Annotated in this window: 20 protein-coding genes and 1 other RNA gene; 16 read left to right on the top strand and 5 right to left on the bottom strand. The window is 46.9% G+C overall.

Annotated features, from left to right (window positions below; translation table 11 throughout):
- Positions 1–220 precede the first annotated feature (220 nt).
- Together E1919_RS19330 and E1919_RS19325 are read right to left on the bottom strand one after the other, a co-directional pair.
- The gene (locus E1919_RS19330) at positions 221–1,579 is read right to left on the bottom strand and encodes a sensor histidine kinase (protein ID WP_162055065.1); all 1,359 of its coding nucleotides are present in this window, start codon (positions 1,577–1,579) and stop codon (positions 221–223) included.
- On the bottom strand, positions 1,569–2,945 hold the full coding sequence (locus E1919_RS19325) for a sigma-54-dependent transcriptional regulator (RefSeq protein ID WP_162055064.1): 1,377 nt from the start codon (positions 2,943–2,945) through the stop codon (positions 1,569–1,571). The genes E1919_RS19330 and E1919_RS19325 overlap by 11 nt, the downstream gene beginning before the upstream one ends.
- A gap of 413 nt (positions 2,946–3,358) precedes the next feature.
- Here E1919_RS19325 and E1919_RS19320 point away from each other — a divergent pair, with 413 nt between their 5' ends.
- From E1919_RS19320 to E1919_RS19305, 4 genes are all read left to right on the top strand, one after another.
- Entirely contained in the window at positions 3,359–5,731 is a 2,373-nt protein-coding gene (locus tag E1919_RS19320; RefSeq protein WP_162055063.1) for an ABC transporter permease, read from the top strand.
- A gap of 95 nt (positions 5,732–5,826) precedes the next feature.
- Positions 5,827–6,978 carry a transglutaminase-like domain-containing protein gene (locus E1919_RS19315; protein ID WP_162055062.1) on the top strand — a complete coding sequence of 384 codons (1,152 nt, stop codon included), beginning with the start codon at positions 5,827–5,829 and terminating at the stop codon, positions 6,976–6,978.
- A 206-nt stretch (positions 6,979–7,184) separates the two neighbouring features.
- Positions 7,185–7,557, top strand: a transfer-messenger RNA (tmRNA) gene (ssrA, locus tag E1919_RS19310).
- 139 nt (positions 7,558–7,696) lie between these two features.
- On the top strand, positions 7,697–8,953 hold the full coding sequence (locus E1919_RS19305; protein WP_162055061.1) for a phage integrase SAM-like domain-containing protein: 1,257 nt from the start codon (positions 7,697–7,699) through the stop codon (positions 8,951–8,953).
- Between the two features lie 77 nt (positions 8,954–9,030).
- Here the strand turns inward: E1919_RS19305 and E1919_RS19300 are convergent, their stop codons facing one another.
- The 3 genes from E1919_RS19300 to E1919_RS19290 all read right to left on the bottom strand — a co-directional run bounded on the left by E1919_RS19300 (position 9,031) and on the right by E1919_RS19290 (position 11,564).
- Positions 9,031–9,777, bottom strand: a complete 747-nt coding sequence (locus E1919_RS19300) for a hypothetical protein (protein WP_162055060.1) — start codon at positions 9,775–9,777, stop codon at positions 9,031–9,033.
- 429 nt (positions 9,778–10,206) lie between these two features.
- Positions 10,207–10,767 (bottom strand): DUF4468 domain-containing protein, encoded by a 561-nt coding sequence (locus tag E1919_RS19295; RefSeq protein WP_162055059.1) that lies wholly within the window; start codon positions 10,765–10,767, stop codon positions 10,207–10,209.
- A 236-nt stretch (positions 10,768–11,003) separates the two neighbouring features.
- Entirely contained in the window at positions 11,004–11,564 is a 561-nt protein-coding gene (locus E1919_RS19290; protein ID WP_162055058.1) for a helix-turn-helix domain-containing protein, read from the bottom strand.
- A 113-nt stretch (positions 11,565–11,677) separates the two neighbouring features.
- Here E1919_RS19290 and E1919_RS19285 point away from each other — a divergent pair, with 113 nt between their 5' ends.
- From E1919_RS19285 to E1919_RS19230, 12 genes are all read left to right on the top strand, one after another.
- Positions 11,678–11,935: a hypothetical protein gene (locus E1919_RS19285; RefSeq protein ID WP_162055057.1), complete on the top strand. Its 258-nt coding sequence runs from the start codon at positions 11,678–11,680 to the stop codon at positions 11,933–11,935.
- 57 nt (positions 11,936–11,992) lie between these two features.
- Positions 11,993–12,235, top strand: coding sequence for a helix-turn-helix domain-containing protein (locus tag E1919_RS19280; protein ID WP_162055056.1), 243 nt, complete (start codon positions 11,993–11,995; stop codon positions 12,233–12,235).
- 62 nt (positions 12,236–12,297) lie between these two features.
- Complete coding sequence (locus E1919_RS19275; protein WP_162055055.1) at positions 12,298–12,591, top strand: hypothetical protein; 294 nt, start codon at positions 12,298–12,300, stop codon at positions 12,589–12,591.
- A gap of 40 nt (positions 12,592–12,631) precedes the next feature.
- Positions 12,632–12,901 (top strand): hypothetical protein, encoded by a 270-nt coding sequence (locus tag E1919_RS19270; RefSeq protein ID WP_162055054.1) that lies wholly within the window; start codon positions 12,632–12,634, stop codon positions 12,899–12,901.
- Between the two features lie 46 nt (positions 12,902–12,947).
- Positions 12,948–13,235, top strand: a complete 288-nt coding sequence (locus E1919_RS19265) for a hypothetical protein (protein WP_162055053.1) — start codon at positions 12,948–12,950, stop codon at positions 13,233–13,235.
- A complete protein-coding gene (locus E1919_RS19260; protein ID WP_162055052.1) occupies positions 13,232–13,390 on the top strand; it encodes a hypothetical protein in 159 nt (52 codons plus the stop codon). The genes E1919_RS19265 and E1919_RS19260 overlap by 4 nt, the downstream gene beginning before the upstream one ends.
- The gene (locus E1919_RS19255; RefSeq protein ID WP_162055051.1) at positions 13,387–13,845 is read left to right on the top strand and encodes a hypothetical protein; all 459 of its coding nucleotides are present in this window, start codon (positions 13,387–13,389) and stop codon (positions 13,843–13,845) included. The genes E1919_RS19260 and E1919_RS19255 overlap by 4 nt, the downstream gene beginning before the upstream one ends.
- Before the next feature lie 35 nt (positions 13,846–13,880).
- Positions 13,881–14,321: a hypothetical protein gene (locus tag E1919_RS19250; RefSeq protein ID WP_162055050.1), complete on the top strand. Its 441-nt coding sequence runs from the start codon at positions 13,881–13,883 to the stop codon at positions 14,319–14,321.
- Positions 14,322–14,393: 72 nt separating this feature from the next.
- The gene (locus E1919_RS19245) at positions 14,394–15,191 is read left to right on the top strand and encodes a hypothetical protein (RefSeq protein ID WP_162055049.1); all 798 of its coding nucleotides are present in this window, start codon (positions 14,394–14,396) and stop codon (positions 15,189–15,191) included.
- Positions 15,188–17,161 carry a primase C-terminal domain-containing protein gene (locus E1919_RS19240; protein ID WP_162055048.1) on the top strand — a complete coding sequence of 658 codons (1,974 nt, stop codon included), beginning with the start codon at positions 15,188–15,190 and terminating at the stop codon, positions 17,159–17,161. The genes E1919_RS19245 and E1919_RS19240 overlap by 4 nt, the downstream gene beginning before the upstream one ends.
- A 38-nt stretch (positions 17,162–17,199) precedes the next feature.
- On the top strand, positions 17,200–17,832 hold the full coding sequence (locus E1919_RS19235) for an antA/AntB antirepressor family protein (protein WP_162055047.1): 633 nt from the start codon (positions 17,200–17,202) through the stop codon (positions 17,830–17,832).
- 95 nt (positions 17,833–17,927) lie between these two features.
- Positions 17,928–18,683 carry a hypothetical protein gene (locus tag E1919_RS19230; protein ID WP_162055046.1) on the top strand — a complete coding sequence of 252 codons (756 nt, stop codon included), beginning with the start codon at positions 17,928–17,930 and terminating at the stop codon, positions 18,681–18,683.

Here is an 18,683-nt window from a genome sequence, read left to right as displayed (position 1 = left end):
AGAAAAACTTATATAGCGGGAAGGGCGGTTCTTTCAGAGGATAACAACCTTATCTTGTACGTTCCCATTACCAATTTGCGAACATCTGAGTCAACAGCAGATTTAGTACCGGACAGAGATGTTTGGAATAGTGCAGTTAAATTAACCTAGCATTTCTTCTGAGGACATCGGCAATAGCGGAAAGTCCAGTGTCTATTGTCTTGCTACCTGTATCCTTTTGCTAAAACACCAGCTTAAACAAAGTGCCCACGCCTTCTTTGCTTTCTACCTGTATGCTGCCTTTGTGCAGCAGCATGATGTGCTTTGCTAGGCTGAGGCCAATACCGGAGCCGTCTTTGTGGGAAGTGAAAAATGGGATAAAGATACTTTCCAGCAACTCCTCCGGAATGCCGCTGCCGTTGTCCTGTACTTCAATGGTGATTTTGCCATCCACCTGCTGTGCGGTAAGCTGTATGTGTGGCTGGGGGCTGCCTTGTACAGCGCGTTTCGCATTCAGGATCAGGTTGATGAGCACCTGCTCCAGCAGGTTCACGTCGGCGTTCAGGTGCAGGCCCGGAGGCGACACGTTACAACTTAATGCAACGCCCTGCTCCTCCAGTTGCGGGCGCATCAGGCCGTTTATACTTTTAAAAAGTTCCTGCACATAAACAGTGGTCAGCATCAGCTGCTGTGACTTGTTCAGGTTGCGGTAAAAGTGGGCGAAACGCAGCAGTCCTTCGCTTCGCTTTTTGATGATCGAGATGCCTTCTGCTGTATCCTGCAGAAGTTCCGGGTCTGGTACAACTTCCGGTTCCTGCTCCTGCCTCTCATGCTCCATTTGCAAGTGCCGCTCCAGTGTGTCTGCCAGCGAGGCGATGGGAGCCACCGAATTCATAATCTCGTGCGTCATCACGCGCAGCAGCTTCTGCCAGGCCTCTGTTTCGGTGGCGTCTACGGTAGCACTTACGTTCTTGAGGGCAATCAGCAGCAGGTCGCGTTGCTGCATGGTAAAAGCCGTGGCAGATAGCAGCAACTGCGACTGGCCCTTTGATAGCTTCAGCTTTAGCAGTTTGCTCTCGCCGGGTTCTATCGTTTTCAGGGCTTCGTACAGCACCGGGTACCGCGGTTCTAAATTCGCAACACTTTTCAGGTACGGGACACTCAACGTGTTTTTGAAAGCATCATTCACCCACTCCACTTCACCGGTAGCGGCATCCACCGCCATAATGCCAGTGTCTATCATCTGCAGAATGGTCTGCATGTAATGGAACTGCGCTTCCTTTTCGATGTGCAGCTGCTTATAAGTATCGTTGATGAGGTTAAAAGATTTGTGCAGCTGCTGCAGCGAGCTGTTGGTAGTATGCTCGTTGAAACGCTGTGAGAAATCCCGTTGCTTTACGGCCTGCAGGAATTTGGCCAGCTCGTTGTTGCTGCGTGTTACATAACGTGACAGCTCCCACACCTGCGCCAGTAGCACGAGTAAGCCTGATGTAACCTGTAGCCAGGTATACTGCACCAGGTACTCCAGTGTCAGGAACATCATGGCCAGCAGCAGTAGAACGCGGACAAATAGCCCGAACTCGAGGCGCTTAAATATCATGCTTGTTCAGTCGGCGGTATAAGGCGGTGCGGGTAAGGCCAAGTTCTTTGGCTGTTCTGGAGATGTTGCCCTTGTTCTTCTCCAGCGTCCGGATAATTGTCTCGCGCTCCATCTCAATGAGCGGAACGGCCCTTTCCGGCGCAAAAGCGGCAGTAGAGGAGGCGGCAGTCGCCATTTCCATAGGCGAAAAGCTGAAGTCCTGCGGTTGCAGCAGATTGCTTTCTGCCAGAATGATGGCCCGCTCCACGGCATGCTGCAGCTCCCGCACATTGCCGGGCCAACTGTGCTGCTTCAGCTTTTGCAGGGTAGCCGGGGCGAAGTCCGGTTCTGGCTTATGGTTCTTTTGGGCATAAATGGCGGAAAAATGGCGAGCCAGCAGCTCTACGTCACCCTCGCGCTGTCGCAGCGGAGGCAGCGTTATTTCAACAGTATTGATGCGGTAGATAAGGTCTTTTCGGAACTGATTGCGGGCAGCTAACTCATAAATGGGCTCGTTGGTGGCTGAAACAAGGCGAATATCGACTGGTACAGGCGTGTTTGAACCCAACGGCGTTACCTGCCGGTTTTGCAGCACCGTGAGCAGCTTGGCCTGCATGGCGGGTGTTATGTTGCCGATCTCATCCAGGAAAAGCGTACCGCCATTGGCGGCTTCAAAACGGCCGGCTCTGTCTTCTTTGGCATCGGTAAATGCGCCTCTCTTAGAGCCGAACAGTTCGCTCTCGAACAAGGAATCTGTCAAGGCACCCATGTCTACGCTCACAAAAGGCTTGGTAGCCCTGAAAGACTTTTCGTGCAGTGCCCGCGCTACCAGTTCTTTGCCTGTGCCATTCTCGCCGAGTATTAAAACATTCGCCTCAGTGGGTGCAATCTTATCTATCTTATAAAGAACCTCTTTAATGGCATCTGATTCGCCGAGTATGCTGGTGCTGGTATTTTTATGAGTGTTGGTATTGCCGGCTCCTGCTTTTTTAGGTTGCCTGGCCTGCAGGTTGTAGTGCAGCGTTTCCAGCAGTTTGTCGTTGTGCCAGGGCTTTACGATAAAATCGGCGGCTCCCTCTTTCAGTGAACGCACGGCCAGTTCCACATCACCGTAAGCGGTAATCAGGATGACCCTGGCCTCTTTGTCTTTCTGCAGTATCTGGCGCAGCCAGAACAGGCCTTCGTTGCCGGTATTCAGTGCGCTTTTAAAGTTCATGTCCAGGAAGATGACATCAAACTTCTCCCGGTCCAGCAGGGCGGGCAGGTTGTCCGGGTTTTTCTCGGTTACCACCTGTTTTACTTCGGTCTTGAGCAGCATTTTAAGCGCAAACAGCACGTCCGTTTCGTCGTCTACCACCAAAACGCGGGCATTTTTTGCAGAGGCCATAGTGAGTGTGATTTCTGTTTCAGAAACCGAATATACTTAATCTGTTTTAAATTCTGTAGCGGAATCAGATTGTCTGAATCAGGATTTTCAGGATATGATTAGGATGTACAGGATGTAAACGATAAATGTGAGAATGATTTGGCTGTAGTAATTCTTGTTAAAAGATTAGATTCTCATCCTGTTCATCATATTAATCCTGAAAATCCTGATTCAGGCAATTCCCTGTAGCGGAAGCGGGCAGGTGTAACGCGTGCAGGTGTATCGAAAGCGTACACCTGCACGCACTTATTTTTAATCAATTTATTGATTATCAATTAGTTAAAAATTTGGCATTTAAATTTATTAAGAAGTTACTGTACAGTAGAATGCTCAAAATACCTGAACCATACTTTTACATTTCAATACCTGAAACTATGTTTAAGAACTACCTCAAAATGGCCTACCGTAACCTGATGCGGCACAAGGTCTTCTCGCTAATCAATGTGTCCGGCCTTGCGCTGGGCATGACCTGCAGCATTCTGATCCTGCTATGGGTAAAGGATGAGATGAGCACCAACCGCTTCCACGCTGATATAGATAACCTGTACCGGGTAATGGAAGTGCAAAGCTATCCGGGAGCTGATGACCTGACGACCGATGCCAACCCGGGGCCACTGGCTGAGGCGTTGGAGCAGGAGTTGCCTGAGGTGAAGCATGCCGTTCGCAGTACCACCTGGGAGTGGAAGCAGCTCTTCGCTTACAACGATAAGGTGCTGAAGGTGAGTGGCAGGTATACAGACCCGGAGTTTTTTGAGATATTTTCTTTCCCGCTGCTGCAGGGCAATGCTGCACAGGTGCTGAAACAACCAAACTCTGTCGTTATTTCAGAAACGGTGGCAAACCAGTTTTTTGACTCTCCGGAGGCGGCTATGGGGAAGATGTTTAAGATCGACAACAGCAAGAGCTATAAAGTGACCGGCGTGATGCAGGACGTGCCGAAGAACTCCACTTTAAGGTTCGATTACGTGATGCCGCTAGAGGATTGGATAAACTCCCCTGGCGGTTCATGGCTGAAGGACTGGGGAAACAACGGGATCCGCACCTACCTGCAACTGCAGCCAGGCACTGACATAGCCGCTTTTAATGAGAAAATAAAGCCGATTGTGAAAAAGCACAATGAGAAATCGAATATTGATTTGTTTGTGCAGCCAATAAGCGACATGTACCTGTACGGCGAGTTCCGCAATGGCAGCCAGGTGGGGAGCGGGAACATTGAGGATGTGCGCCTATTCTCGGTAGTGGCGGTGTTCATACTGATTATTGCCTGCATCAATTTCATGAACCTGGCCACAGCCCGTTCAGCCAAGCGCGCCAAGGAGGTAGGGGTGCGTAAAGCCATCGGGGCAAACAAGTCTGCGCTTATTTACCAGTTCATGACAGAGTCGGTACTGGTGGCTTTTCTGGCCCTGTTTGTTTCTGTAAACCTGGCAGGCATCCTGCTGCCACACTTCAACGAACTGACCGGTAAGTTTATCTCCATCGACTTGTCTGACCCCATGCTGCTTCTGCTGCTTTTAGGAGTGGCTGTGCTCACAGGCCTTCTGTCTGGCAGCTACCCTGCCTTCTTTTTGTCGTCTTTTGACCCGGCTGTAGTGCTGAAGGGAACAGCCAAGCTAAGCAAGCGCGTATCGGTGTTCCGGAAGGGGCTGGTGGTATTCCAATTCATGCTCTCTGCCCTGCTAATCATCAGCACGTTAGTGGTGTACCTGCAGCTGCACTACATCCGGACTAAAAATATTGGGCTGGACCGTGAAAACCTGATGTATGTTCCACTGGAGGGAGAGTTGCAGAGCAGGTATGAGGTTGTAAAGCGGGAGTTAGAAGCTATACCAGGCATTATGTCGGTGTCGTCCGCTAATCAGAACCCCATGATGGTGGGCAACTCAACCGGCAGCGTAGAGTGGAAAGGCAAAGACCCCAACGCCAGCATTCTGTTCAGTGTAATGACAGTAGATTATGACTTCCTGGAAACCATGGGGATAACCCTGAAGGAAGGGCGTGATTTTTCTAAGCAGTTTGGCACAGATACAGCCGCTTTCCTGGTGAACAATGAGGCTGCCCGTCTGATGCAATTGCAGCAGCCTGTTGGGGAGTCGCTGGAATTGTGGGAATCAGTAAAAGGGCCTGTTATCGGTGTGATGAACGACTTCCACTCCACCTCTATGCATATAGCCATGCAGCCACTTATACTGGTGCTGCGACCTGAAGAGGAGAATACAATGTTTGCCCGCATAGCCCCTGGCAGCACGACAGCAGCAGTAGCAGCTGTTGAGCAGGTCGTAAAAAGACACAATCCTGCTTTCCCGTTCGAGTATCACTTCCTGGATGAGGATTTCGAGAAGATGTACAAGAGCGAAGCAGTGATGGGGCAGCTGACGACGTACTTTGCCGGTGTCGCCATATTTATCTCCTGCCTTGGCTTGTTTGGGCTGGCGCTGTTCACTGCAGAGCAAAGAACAAAGGAAATCGGCATCCGCAAGGTGCTTGGGGCATCTATTACCAGCATTGTATACATGCTATCTAAAGACTTCCTGAGGCTGGTGCTGATTGCCAACCTGATTGCACTGCCGCTAAGCTGGTACCTGATGGATAGCTGGCTAAGTGACTACGCTTTCCGCACTGAACTAAGCTGGTGGATATTTGCCGCCGCGTTCTTATCGACTATTGTCATCGCCATGCTCACCCTTAGCTTCCATGCCGTAAAAACAGCGATCAACAATCCGGTTACATCGCTGCGCACAGAATAAAAACGGCAACAAAAGAATGTCCTGGCGCTCCCCTTTACCTAAAGTGAATACCATTTTGCTGAACCATACTACACTTCAACCTACAAAATAAAACCATGAAAAAGTCATTTAAATCTCTGTTCGTGTTGCTGTTTCTGGCCATGCCGGCCTTCGCACAGAAAATGTATAACGGTCTGCCTGTTATACAAGCCACAACCAAGGTGGCAGATTATAAAATCGGAGAAGAGCTGGTAAAAGGCACTTGGAACATCATGCCTGAACTGGTGCCGGATGTGCTGCAGGTGCCGGTACACGGGCAGCAGGAGAAGGTTGTTTTCTATACTAACCTTGATTCTATAACCTTCGATGTTAGGCCAGGTGACAAGTATTTGTTTTACGTAGCGCTCAACGGAAAAGACTATGCATTAACGGAGCTGCAGGGTTTCGGATTTCAGGCCTTGCCGTTTGACGAGGTGCAGGCGCATTCAGCCTATAAGTTCACCTATGAGCAAAATATTAACAACGTTTTTCTGAATGCGCTTCGTGGCAAATACCAGTTAAATGAAGTAGTGAAAGGAGCCGCCAACGACACAGAAAAGGCGCTGCGCATGGTGAACTGGGTACACAATCAATGGAAGCACAACGGCTCAAGTGAACCCTCCAGACCAGATGCGATCACTATTCTAAAGGAAGTAAAAGAAGGCAAGCAGTTCCGATGTGTGGAGTACAGTGTTGTGGCTACTTCCTGCCTGAACTCCATCGGTTTGCCTGCCCGCGTGATGGGCCTGAAAACAAAAGATGTGGAAACCACTACCTCCGGAGCAGGACACGTGCTGCTGGAAGTGTTCCTGCCCGACTTGCAGAAATGGGTGATGCTGGACGGTCAGTTCGATGCTATGCCTGTGCTGCATAACGTTCCGCTGAACGCGGTGGAGTTCCAGCAGGCCATCGCCAACAACTACGAAGAACTGGAGATTAGAAGCCTTTCAGGCGCCAGCAAGACGCAGTATGTGAATTGGGTATACCCTTATCTTTACTACTTTGATGTGCGTTTCGATAACCGGGAGGGGCTAAATATTGCACGGGAAACTGTCAAAGGCAAATCCTCGCTGATGCTGGTGCCGGCAGGTGCCAAAAACCCGAAGGTGTTCCAGGTAAAGTACCCGATGAAAGATTATATCTACACTAACTCCCCGGCTGATTTATACCAATCGCCTGAAATAAACACGCTGCAAATTACAGAACGGTTAAGTGCCAATACCTTTTAATCGTATCACAGGAGTTTAGCAGCCTGTATCCCAATCAATTACCAGTGCAGCTGTAAGGTTCACCTGTTTATTCGCTAAACAGGTGAACCTTTTGTTCGTATACCGGTGTTAAATTCTCGCTGACAAAGGGGGGAAGCCACAAAATTATGTATATTTGTGGTATACTTCTTGAAGTGTAAACAGCAAGAATACGTTCTTTAACTTATGGGGATGACTGGAATTGACAGCTTGCGCAGATTGCGTGTAAGCATGCCAGGTGTTGAACGTACCACCTGTCAAAAATTGCGTTCGAACAATAAATGGCGAATCTAATTACGCCATGGCTGCTTAATCTAGGTATTAAGTATTAAGCCATAGTCTCGTGCAGGTTTCGTGAAACTGCTTGCACATACGAGGCTTCGATCCGTTTTACTAGTCTGTGTAGAGATGTGATGCACAGGCGAAACTAAAGCATCTAAGGAGTGCGCATAAGTTTGGCTTATACTCGCAAGCTCCCAACAATCCGAATAAGCCTAAGCATGTAGAAGGCACGACGATTTCCTTGTCTGGACCAGGGTTCGAATCCCTGCATCTCCACAGTACTGTACACGGCAGGTCACATTATGTGGCCTGCCGTACTTGTTTTAGCCCTTTTTTACCCTATATTTGTCTCTGTGGGGTAAGCCATATACCCCCCTTTAGACGAAAGTCACGTTACACCCTGCGTTACACCGTTAAAATGTCTGTCAGCATCCGCTTCTACCTCCACAACAAAACGTCTAAAGACGGCAAGTCTATTATTTACATCCGCGTGCACGGCGCTTCCCCTTTACCCATGGCACTGAGCACCGGCGAGAGCGTGGTGCGGGAGGCCTGGAACCATGAGGGGCAAAAGGTGACCGGTAGGAAGGTGCGCTACTCCACCGAAATCAATGCCCGCCTCGAACGCATGGCCCACCGTGTGGCCTCAGAGTTCCGGGAACGGCTGGATGCTGGAGAGGAGCTGGGACCTGATGACCTTCGCCTCTTGGTGCGGCCACAGGCAAAATTCCAGCAGGAGAAGCCGCGGCTTATGACTGTGCGTGACTTCTATGAGGACTGGGCGGCATGGTACCTGCAGGGTAAGCCTAATGCCGGTGACTACACCCGGGGCTATAAGCAGATAGTGGACAAGATGCATGAGCACTCGCCGAAGCTGCGGCCGAAGGATATTTCCCTGGAGTGGATAGAGACCTTTGAGCGGTGGCTGAAGACAGAGTACACCCTTGCCAGCAACACGCTTTTAAGATACCGCAAGGTATACAGGCTGGTGCGCAAGAGGGCAGGGCTGCCGTTCGACTGGATAGAAACAGGAAGCATGCGCGCCTCTGACAAGTTCGCCCTCTGGTGGGAAGAGGTGCTGCAACTGCGTGACCATACCTACAGCTCAGAAGAGCTACAATACGCGGCGGAGGCCTTTGTCATCAACTGTGAGTTAGGGCTAAGGTGGGGAGACATGGAAAGGGTAAGACCTGACCATTTCTTTGAGCAGAAGACGAACACCCATGGCACTGTGAAGGTGCTCAGGCTAACGCAGGGCAAGACACAGGACGATGTGATGGTTCCTGTCCCTCCGGTGGCTCATGCGCTGCTGGAGAAGCATGGGTGGCTTATTCCGGTGCCTCGTACCCGTACAGGTACAAGTTATAGGCATAAGTATGTGGATAACTTAAAGGATGCCGCTGAGGAGGCTAAACTTGTAAGAAAAGTGCGCACCAGAAAGGTGTATGCTGATAAGGTGGTGGAAGGCTCCACGCCTATACATAAGAAGATATCAACCCACATAGCACGCCATACAGCAGGCACGCTAATGGAGCGACATGGCTCACGGGAACTGGCCTCAGTGCTTTTAGGACATGCAGAAAGAGGTACTACACAGCACTATATCCACCGTGACCAGGTGCGCCTTGTGGAACAGATGCTGGAGGCCTGGGATAAAATAGAAAAGGGAGTATAAGCAAAAGCCACCTGATAGTAGGTGGCTTTGAAACTAAAGGGAGCCGCTAAGCTCCCTTTTCTATTTCTATAAGAATGTTAACGATCCCATCTGAGGCGGTAAAAGTAACCGATTTCAGGTGTTATCAGGTGATGCTGATAGGATTTACCAATAAAAGGTACCTCCAGTACTGGTTCATAGTGTGTTGATAGTGTAGACTCTATCTTTTTTCTTTCCAGAACAGCTGGCTTTATTTTCTTACCGTTCTTGTAGAGCAGCTCGGCACGGAAGTGTATAACGCTCGTTTTATAGCTTATTTTTGTTTCCAGATGCGTAGCGGAAGCAAGGTCTCTGTCGTCAAGATTTGCCTTAAAGTGCACAACCGCAGTATCGTTGTAATACAAAGGCTCTCTAAACCTTAAAATAACGCTGTCATAGGAGTCCTGCCCGCTTGACGTGATGGAGTTATCTACAATCTGCATGCTAGAGCTAATCAAGGGTTGCTTGCTCCCGGACCACTTAAATTTGTAGGGATACTCAGTTTGAAACATTCTTTTGCACTGGATGTGCTTGAATACTTCAAACTCTATGTTGTACCTGTCCGTGGTAGAGTAGCGGATGAACAACGAGTGGTTCAAGAATTCGTCAGGGTGGGTATTCTTTACGAACCTGTCCAAAACTATACACAATTTATAAACTAGGAACAGGACCGCTATCACGATAAAAGCAGCCGCGGCGTATGCAGCCGGCTTAGACGCAAAGAATATTACAACAAGGGAGAGAATGGAGGCTAGGGCGGCAATAGGGTTGACGAACCTCCCTACGTAGGCAAAGATTTGTTTCATGGATAAAAAAAAGCCAATAGACATGCTATTGGCTGAGGTTTCAAATAAGTTAAGTTCTTTAGGTAGCGGTCTTTAGTTACGCTTCAGTTCCCATGACTGTAGTATTTTAAGGTTGATGGTTCTGTCTTTTTCAGGCTAAACGTAGCGTCGGGAAATAGGGTTCGGCTTTGGAGCTATTAATTGCGCTCTTAAGTAAGACAAACATAGGTACTTGTATAGACTTAATCAAGACATTCACGAAATATTATGAGTATTAGATGCATATTAAATGATTACTTTGTTCATACTCAACCAATAACCGGCACAGACTCACTTAAACATCTCCTCATACTCCCCCCTCAGCTTGTCACGCTCCCACTGCCAGCTGGTGGGCCTGGTGAAGAGCAGAATGGCTCCGGCTTTGAGGAAGAAAAGGAGTTTTATCATAGATTACCAGTTGTCGTTAGAGGTGCTGTTATTAACGGCTTCGGTAAGAGATGCAAGGAGAACTGCGTTGCTCGCAATAAGCCCTTCCTTAAAAGCCTTAGGTCTTTTTATAGGCTTGCCTCTTTTATTGTATAGGTGTGGATCGGTAATAATATCCTCCGCAACTCGCGGACCTGACCCGGGTATTTCAAAAGCAACATCTGTCAGGGTGTAACGAAAGCGGCCATCCTTAGACTCTACTTTTATTAAAATATCTATTTCGTCACCTAATCTTCCTTTTCCTATTAAAATGCCTGCATCTTTATCATCCATTTGCAACACAGCATTAGCAGAAACAAAAGCTTTCGCAAACCATTCCCTTGCGTGAGTGTGAATTTCAGCCTGGCTTTTACCTGAAACCTGAATAACCTCCTGAAACTCTATCTTGCCTGTTTTAGAGTTAATTGGTAATGGCTGGAGGTAAAGCTTTGATTCAACCTTAGATTCTGCTCCAGCATACATTGGGTCTTGTGCGTACAGCCCTGTACAGATAAAGAGTAGTAGTATTGTAAAAAGTGGTTTCATATTAAAAGATTTAAATGGTTTCTTCTTTTTTAAGCTAAGCTACTTTAACAACTGCTCTACCAACTCATTAAACTATATTCGTTACAAAATTTTTAGGAAGAGAGGCTACTGTTTATCTGTTTCTTCGTTCTTTCGTCCTGGCTTTTTTCTTTATTATTAGTTGTAAAGTTCTTCCCTGCTCTAAATTGTCTAATAATGTTGCGGGTCTTAAGGTGCCTTTTTTATAGTAATGCAATCTATTTTATGTCTTTTTTCTTCTCGTTATTTTCTTTTTCATCCTCCATTGCTCTGACCCTGCGGGTTATTATGTTGTTCATATATTCGGCATGGTAAGCTAAAGATGAGAGGTGTATAGGAAAATATTTGATAGCTTTAAGGAGACTGAGAGTTTCTTCTTGTACAAGGCTCATATACTCGAGTATTAACTCATGGAACTCTTTCTCATTAGTTGAGGTATAAGCCTCTTTTAACAAGTTTTTCCATTTGAGGTTTATTTCTTCAAATTCCTTATCAAAATTTATAGAGTGAGTTTCCGATTGCGCCCGACTCTTTAACATATGCCCTTCTCCTTTCATCAACCAATCGGAAGATACATCTGGCTCAGCAACTAATATTGACAATAGAAAATCATAACTTGGCTTATTTCTTCCTTCTATGATATTAGTAACTGTTTGTCTACTGGATCCAATAGATCTTGCAAATGAACTGGGTGTATGCTTATACTCTTCTATAATGAGTTTAATGCGTTCATTAATAGGTGTTTGGGTGTGATCAGGGGATGAATAAGCTCCAGACATAAGAAGAATAAAAAATATTTTTTAAATTTTGTCAACAAATATTGCCCATGTCAACAAATGTTGCGTATATTTGAAAAACAAACTACTACTACTCACAAAGAAAGCTAAAAAATATGATGGTCGCTACAAGCAAATCTACTCCCGTCAGAGAACTAATGCCGGACTTGTTCATTCCTACCATCCTTGAGCGGGTGAAGGCTGCAACAGGTAAGGCTCCACATAAGGCTACCATCAGCGATGCAGTGGCCAATGAGCGCTACACCTCCAAGTACTGGCCTTACATCGAGGCACTAGCACTGGAGACAAACCCGGAACTGTACCGCGAACGGATGGCCTACCTACATGAGCAGGCAGGAGATAAGGCTGCTTAGAGCATCATACGGGTATAAGTGTAATTTATATACAAGCATTTATAAAAATTATCCACAATGATAAAGCTTCAGAACATCTCCCTGCCAGACACCATCGCCATCACGGTGGAGGAGGCAGCCAAACACTTAGGCCTGAGTGAGAAGACATTGTACCGGCACATAGCTTTGAGTGAAGACGACCCTAAGCGGCTTCCGGCTTTTCGGGTTGGGGTGGGGGAGAAGAGCAGCGCCTACCGCGTCACGGTGAAAGCAATAGACGAATGGATAGGCCGCAATATGGTGGGCCGTAACACAGCATGAACTTGGATTTTGAAGCTTACCTCAACGAATGAATTAGTTTAAACCTATAAATAAATTCAATTATGGAAACATTAGCAGCACAGGCTACCCTGGAGCAGCCTGAGAAATCTATGTCCACGCTTTTCCCATGCGGACAGTCAGTAAACGGTACATTCGATGTAGGCCCTTTGCTTGCAGCCATTGATGGGCAAAGGACGGCACAGCAACTGGATGACAGTATTACTTACCTGACAGAGTATTTCGTGACAGAAGGCACCTATAATGGTCCTTATTACGCTAACCTGCTGTGCTCACTTCGCCTGATGCGGAACGCCATACTCAAGGGCGGGGGCTTTATAGACTTTGACAAAGTCTAAGCTTACAATCAAACTGAAAACCTTTAAAAGAAACAGAGTCATGGAAATCATAACCGATAAAGATAAAGAATACGATAAGGCTGTCAGGGACCTGCTATTTGTCGCTGACGAGGAGGAACTGGAAGGATGCATAGAGTATCTCCAGAAGGCCACACTTTACTATGTCACACACTGTGAATGGCTGGATGAGGCCAAAGACCGGGAGGATTGCTACTATCGCTGGCAGCTGATAAACACGATACTGCAGCGCAGCAAAGTGTACCGGGATGCCAAGGACAGTGCCGAAGAACTGAACAGCAACGCCGCCTGAGCCGGGAAATGTAAATCAATTAATCTCCTTTAAACATTCTAAACTTATGGAAATCACAGCAACTAGTACACAGCATAGTGCTCAGGAGCTTTCAGCAGAGAAAGCCATCAGCCACCTCTTAGGCGTTGAAGAGGACCACATAGAGCAGTTAGATGACTACCTAGTCGAACTCCACACTTCTTACCTAACCAATGAGCAGGGCATGTCGAGAAGCTATCGGGAAAACTGCAACTACTACTTTAACCAAATGCACGGCCTGCTGAAGAACTTAAAGAAAATAGAGCGGCAGCGTGATGCTCAGAAAGCCCAGTCTCAAAGCAGCAACGCCGCATGAGCCAGTTTGCCACTTCCCCCTGCTATAAGATGCTAAACCTGGACCTCTACCTCTTCCCGCAGGGAAATAAGGCAAAAGCACTGGAAAACATGCTGCTGAAGCTGACGAAGGCCTTAAATGATATGAGGGCACTGCATAGTCAAATCGCATCATGACAGATACAGCAGAATTCCCCTTGGACCCGCCTGTGCACCTCACTCCGGAAGAGCGTGATGCCGCCATCACAGTTATCTTAAAATTCCTGAAGCCAGTCGCAGGAGGTGAAGTAGAACCCGGAGTGACAGTAGAGTTTCTGCTGGCCCTGGAGCGCGTCCTTTACAAGCTTGGTGCCAGGCCTGAGCAAGGCAGTGCCATCAACGGCAGGACAGTAGAGACGGCTTTGCCGCACACAGAGGTTGACTTTGATGATGAGGATGATGAAGACCTGGAAGATTACAAAGAAGAGAAGGACATCATCAAAGAAGGCGTGCTAGTGTTCGCCAACGAGTTAACGGTTTTTTTCTTGTCCTATAACCGGGCCCTGGCGCCTGAGGAACGGCAGGACGTCTACCATCAATATCAGCTTCTGATTGAGGACATAAACCGCGCCTACTTTTACCCCAACGAGTAACATTTTAAACAACCTTTCACTTTAAAAGTTAACCTATGCTAACGCTAAAACAAATGATAGAGCAGGCCCTGTCGCTGCCTGAAGAAGTACTAAACGCCCCGGTGAATATCCAGCTGAACACCGTCGACGAGAAAGGAAACCAGACGCAGTACGTCGTGCCGCTGCAACAGGTCTACGTGCTGAAAGAGGACAACTACGTAGGTCCCAGCGGAACATTCACCTACACAGAGCTGGATGCAATGATGTTTGAGAGATGGGCTACAGAAGACCCCGGTGATGAGACAATGGACGACTACAGCCTCTACGTCCGGAAAGACCAGGCAATCCTTTACGCAGCGCCTGTGCACTTCAACAGCCCGCAAAGACAGACGGAGCTGCTGATATATTCCCACGAACATACAAAGCCTCAGCAGGAGAAAACAAGTCCGGATACATCAGATACTGCCGTGCCACACCTACGGCTTGAGCTTGAATAGCCCTTTCCAGTGTAGACTTCGATAACACCTTCCATAAATCACCCTTATAGTCATCACCTGCAAAACCTGCACATGAACACATTTTTACTGTCCCGCAAGTGGTTCTCCTTTGCCTATGAAAACCCACAGGCCAAGCCTATCCACACCTCGCTTTACTTCTGGATAATCGAGCGCGCAAATGCCTGCGGATGGAAGAAAATTGTCGATATCCAAACTGAAAAGTCCATGGAATGCTTAGGGGTCACAGACTGGAGAACTTACAAGAACGGGCTGCAGTTCCTGGCTGATAACAGCTTTATTGAGTGGGTGGAGAAGAGCAAAAACCAGTATACCTGCAACCGGATTTCTCTTGTGGAACAGGAGGAGGAAATAGCAGAATCCTACTCAAATGCTTATGCAAAAAATGCCAAAGCTGATGCAGAAGCAGTTGCAGAAGCTATTGTAGAAGCATATGCAGAAGCAGATGTCAAAGCTATTGCAGAAGCATTACAGTCATATATAAACAATAAAACAATAAAACATAAAAACAATAAAACAAATAGATCGCCTGTCGGCTCTGTGCAATCTACCCCTCTGACAAAGGCTCAACTCCATGCACAGGAAGTACAGCTACAATACCAATCCCTTTCCCCGGAAGACCAGGAGACTTGGGATAGTTTCATCAAGTGGTACAACAAGGATGAATTACTGGCCAACGTCCGGCGGATGGAGCAACAACCATTTCCAAAGCAGATACTCTCTGTGGTAGGAGAGTTTGGGATTGACCCCGTAGTTGATATGCTCCGCAACATGGGCAACTGGAAGAAAATAACATCTAACCTTTCCGTCTACCTTACCCTTCTCACCTGGCTAAAACGAAACACACGATGAACTACGAATACTGCACCGCCCTAAACCATCGCGCCACAGTTCTAAAGGAAGTGGATATTGACTTGAGCCCTACGGCAGAAGAGCGTTATATCTCTATGTTCGGCTTTGATAACTCGATTTACGAGCATGTGAAGCTAACCAAAACTGTAAGCGGCTTCAAAGGGAATTATTTCTGTAAGTTCCTATACTTCGATATTGACAACGACACAGACCAGCAGAAGTCCTTGGACATGGCGCGTAACCTCTGCCTGCTTCTGTACAACATGCTGAACGTGCATCCTAACGACCTGTTCATATCTTTCTCAGGGGGCAAGGGTTTTCATGTTGGACTGCACCAGAACTTGTTCGGGGGGTTGGGAATACGTAAGGATATGGCAGACAGGATAAATGTGCTGGCTGTGCGTGTTTTGATGGAATGCTTTGAGGTGACAATGGACCACATAGAGGAGGTGGCGGCAGAGAGTTACAAGCGATGCAGCAAGCGGATTTTTAACGAAATGGATTTAAGTATCTATAACCCGAACCGCATCTTTCGTCTGATGAACTCCAAAAACCACAAAGGCGGCTTGTACAAGATAGGCCTTACGTATAACGAGTTGAATACCCTGACACTAGATGAGATAAGGGAACTGGCAAAGCAGCCTAGACCTTTCCGGCTCACGTTTAACCCCTCAGCACTGATGCCGAATGAGGACCTTTGTGGATTATGGAAATACGCACTGGACTTTGATTTCAACGACTACAAGAATAAGAACATTGCACAGGGTAAAAGCGCCGCGTTCGGAGGCTTCTACGCACCTTCACAAGGCAGCAGGAACAACGACCTTTTCAAGCAGGCTGCTATGCTGTTCGACCGTTCTACTCTGAGCGAAGAACATATAGTGCAGCTACTGGATTTGATAAACCGTTCAGCGCAACCTCCGCTGCCATTCTCTGAAGTGGAGCAAATAGTACGTTCAGCTTTTAAGAAAACGCTTCCTAATAGAGCTGCAAAACAGCAAGAAATTAAGTCTGAGGCAGGTGCAGAGAACTTCCAGGACTGGTTCAGTGAGTGGGCGGATTACTACACGACGGAGCCGACGCCAACTACATGTCTATTCGATGAAATAAACGCTGATCAGGAATTCAACTTTCAGGGGCGCGTTGGGGCCTTTATTGGCAAAGGAGGTACCAGGAAAAGCTATGGCGCTTTGAACGTTGTGTCCCAGAACATCATCAGTTACGATGCCCGGGCCATCTACAGCAGCATGGAGATGGGGAAGGTGGAGATGATTAATAGAACGCTGGATGTTTCCTTCCCGCCAGAGAACGGAATGGCACCCAGTGTTTTCTACAGGTCATGGGTTAAAGAAGATAAGGAGGGGCTGAAGCAAAGGATGAAGGAAGCGGCTAAAAGACTTAGCGATGGACTTGTTCTCTCCAACGTCTCCAAAATGACCGCAGAGCGGTACTATCAGGATTTGCAGCGGACAAAGGAGCTGTATGGGCCGGTGCAGATTCTTGCGATAGATGGTCTGAGTATGATGGGCGGCAAGGGCTCGGAGAATGAGCGGTTTGAGCAGCACACGGCAGAACTCAAGGACCTGGCCAATCAGGAGAACCTGTTCATTATCCTGATATGCCACACCACCAAGGATGCAAAGCCTTACATGCGTGATGTTTCGGAATATGTCAGAGGCTCAGGAAAGATACTGGACAACTGCGACTTCTTCCTATCCTTCAGTAACCTGATAGACCCCGGCAGGAGCACCGCAGAAAACATTGAGTACTACAAAAACTTCGGGCATATCAAGTATTACAATAAGCGCGGCACTGGCCTTACGCTTAACAAGGTTTATAACTTCTGCGGGCTTACCAAAGAGATGACGAAAAGCAACGCTTCGCCGATGGACTTCATGGAATATGAAGCTTTCCTAAAGCACATCAAAAAAGGAAAGACTTCATCCCCTTCGGGTTTCCCGCAAGTGTGATCCCAATACCAATTCAAGTTTTAAAAGCACTAATTACGATGGCAAACGACACAAAAGAACTGATACCTTTCTCAGAGGAAGAGTTAAACGGGCAGAGGCTTGTTCCGGCTAGCAGGCTACATAAGTTCTTGGGCAACAAGAAGCGCTTTACTGACTGGTTCAAGCATCGTGCGAAAAAGTACCAGCTGGAGCACGGCGTTGATTACATCACCATTGCTACACCATCTGGTGAAGCAAAGAGAGGAGGCCATAACGCAATAGAGTATGGCCTTACAATCAATGCGGCCAAAGAGTTAAGTATGGTGGAAGGCACTGCAAGAGGAAAAGAGGCTAGGGCGTATTTTCTGAGAAAAGAACAGCTAGCAAATGTCCTGCAAAATGGGGTAGTGCAGATGATGCAGCAAATGCAGCAGCGCATGGAGCAGCTGGAGCGAACTGTACAGCACCAACTCACTGAAGGGGATAGTGCTACCATCCTTGGTTACGCCCGGATACACCATCATCATATCCCTATTCAGGATGCTGTGCGCCTGGGTAAAAAGGCCGCTGCTATGTCACGTGCTCGAGGCCTGGAAGTAAAGACCGTTCCTGATGCGCGGTTTGGAAAGGTAAATACATACTCAGTAGAAATCCTCAGAGAAATTTTTGAAGAAGAATATCCATTACTATAACCCACATAATAGTTAAAAATTGTATTTTGGGTACGTCTTCTCTTATGTTTTGTGCAAACCATTAATTGGAGTTATACCACCCAATAAAATTTAATATGATGACTCTCGAAAAAAATATTACTGATCCTACGAGAGCAAAGAACTTTGCTCAATTCTTCAAAAATTATATGAGCATTTGGTCAGTTGTGGTTGCAGCACTTCCAATTCCCATCACTTCTTTTGGGTTAATTCCTGTTTTTGAATTCCAAAAAGGTGTTTTTTCTACTTATACTACATTATTTTGTTTTCTGCTTCTCGGTTATATATTCTACTCAAGACACCGTATTGCCAAGTTTTTCTTTCCTGAATATTACTTGGAGAAGCAAAAAATAAATATTCAAAAAACAGATTATGCCAAAATATTATCGATTAGTAGTGAAGAAGCAAAGCAAGTAAGATTATTTGAGCTAGAGATGTCTGGTATAAGAAACCGTTACTTAGCAACAACATCCAAAATTTATAACGCTCTTCCAGGAATCTTGATTTTGCTTTCATTGTCATCAGCTTTTTCTTACAACTATGTTGTGGAAGATCTAATTTCTGGACATCGTAAATATAGTGATCTTACTCGTTATGGTGTACTTCAGAATGTATCCTTGAGTTCATACGGTAGCTCTCTTTTGATGATAAGCTACCTGGGTATATTTATCTTTGCGGAAGCAGCTTTTATTCTAATGGCAATAAAAGAATATCTTCAAGATTTACTGCAGATAAGTGATAAGTCTTTGATGATGGATATGTATTTGGAAGATCAACAGCAAGAAGAGATAACAGTTCCTGAAAAAGAAATAGCGCCAACACCTGTCATATAG

It is taken from the genome of Pontibacter pamirensis (assembly GCF_010015475.1).
Taxonomy (GTDB): Bacteria; Bacteroidota; Bacteroidia; order Cytophagales; family Hymenobacteraceae; genus Pontibacter; species Pontibacter pamirensis.
This window is presented reverse-complemented; position numbering and strand designations above follow the sequence as displayed.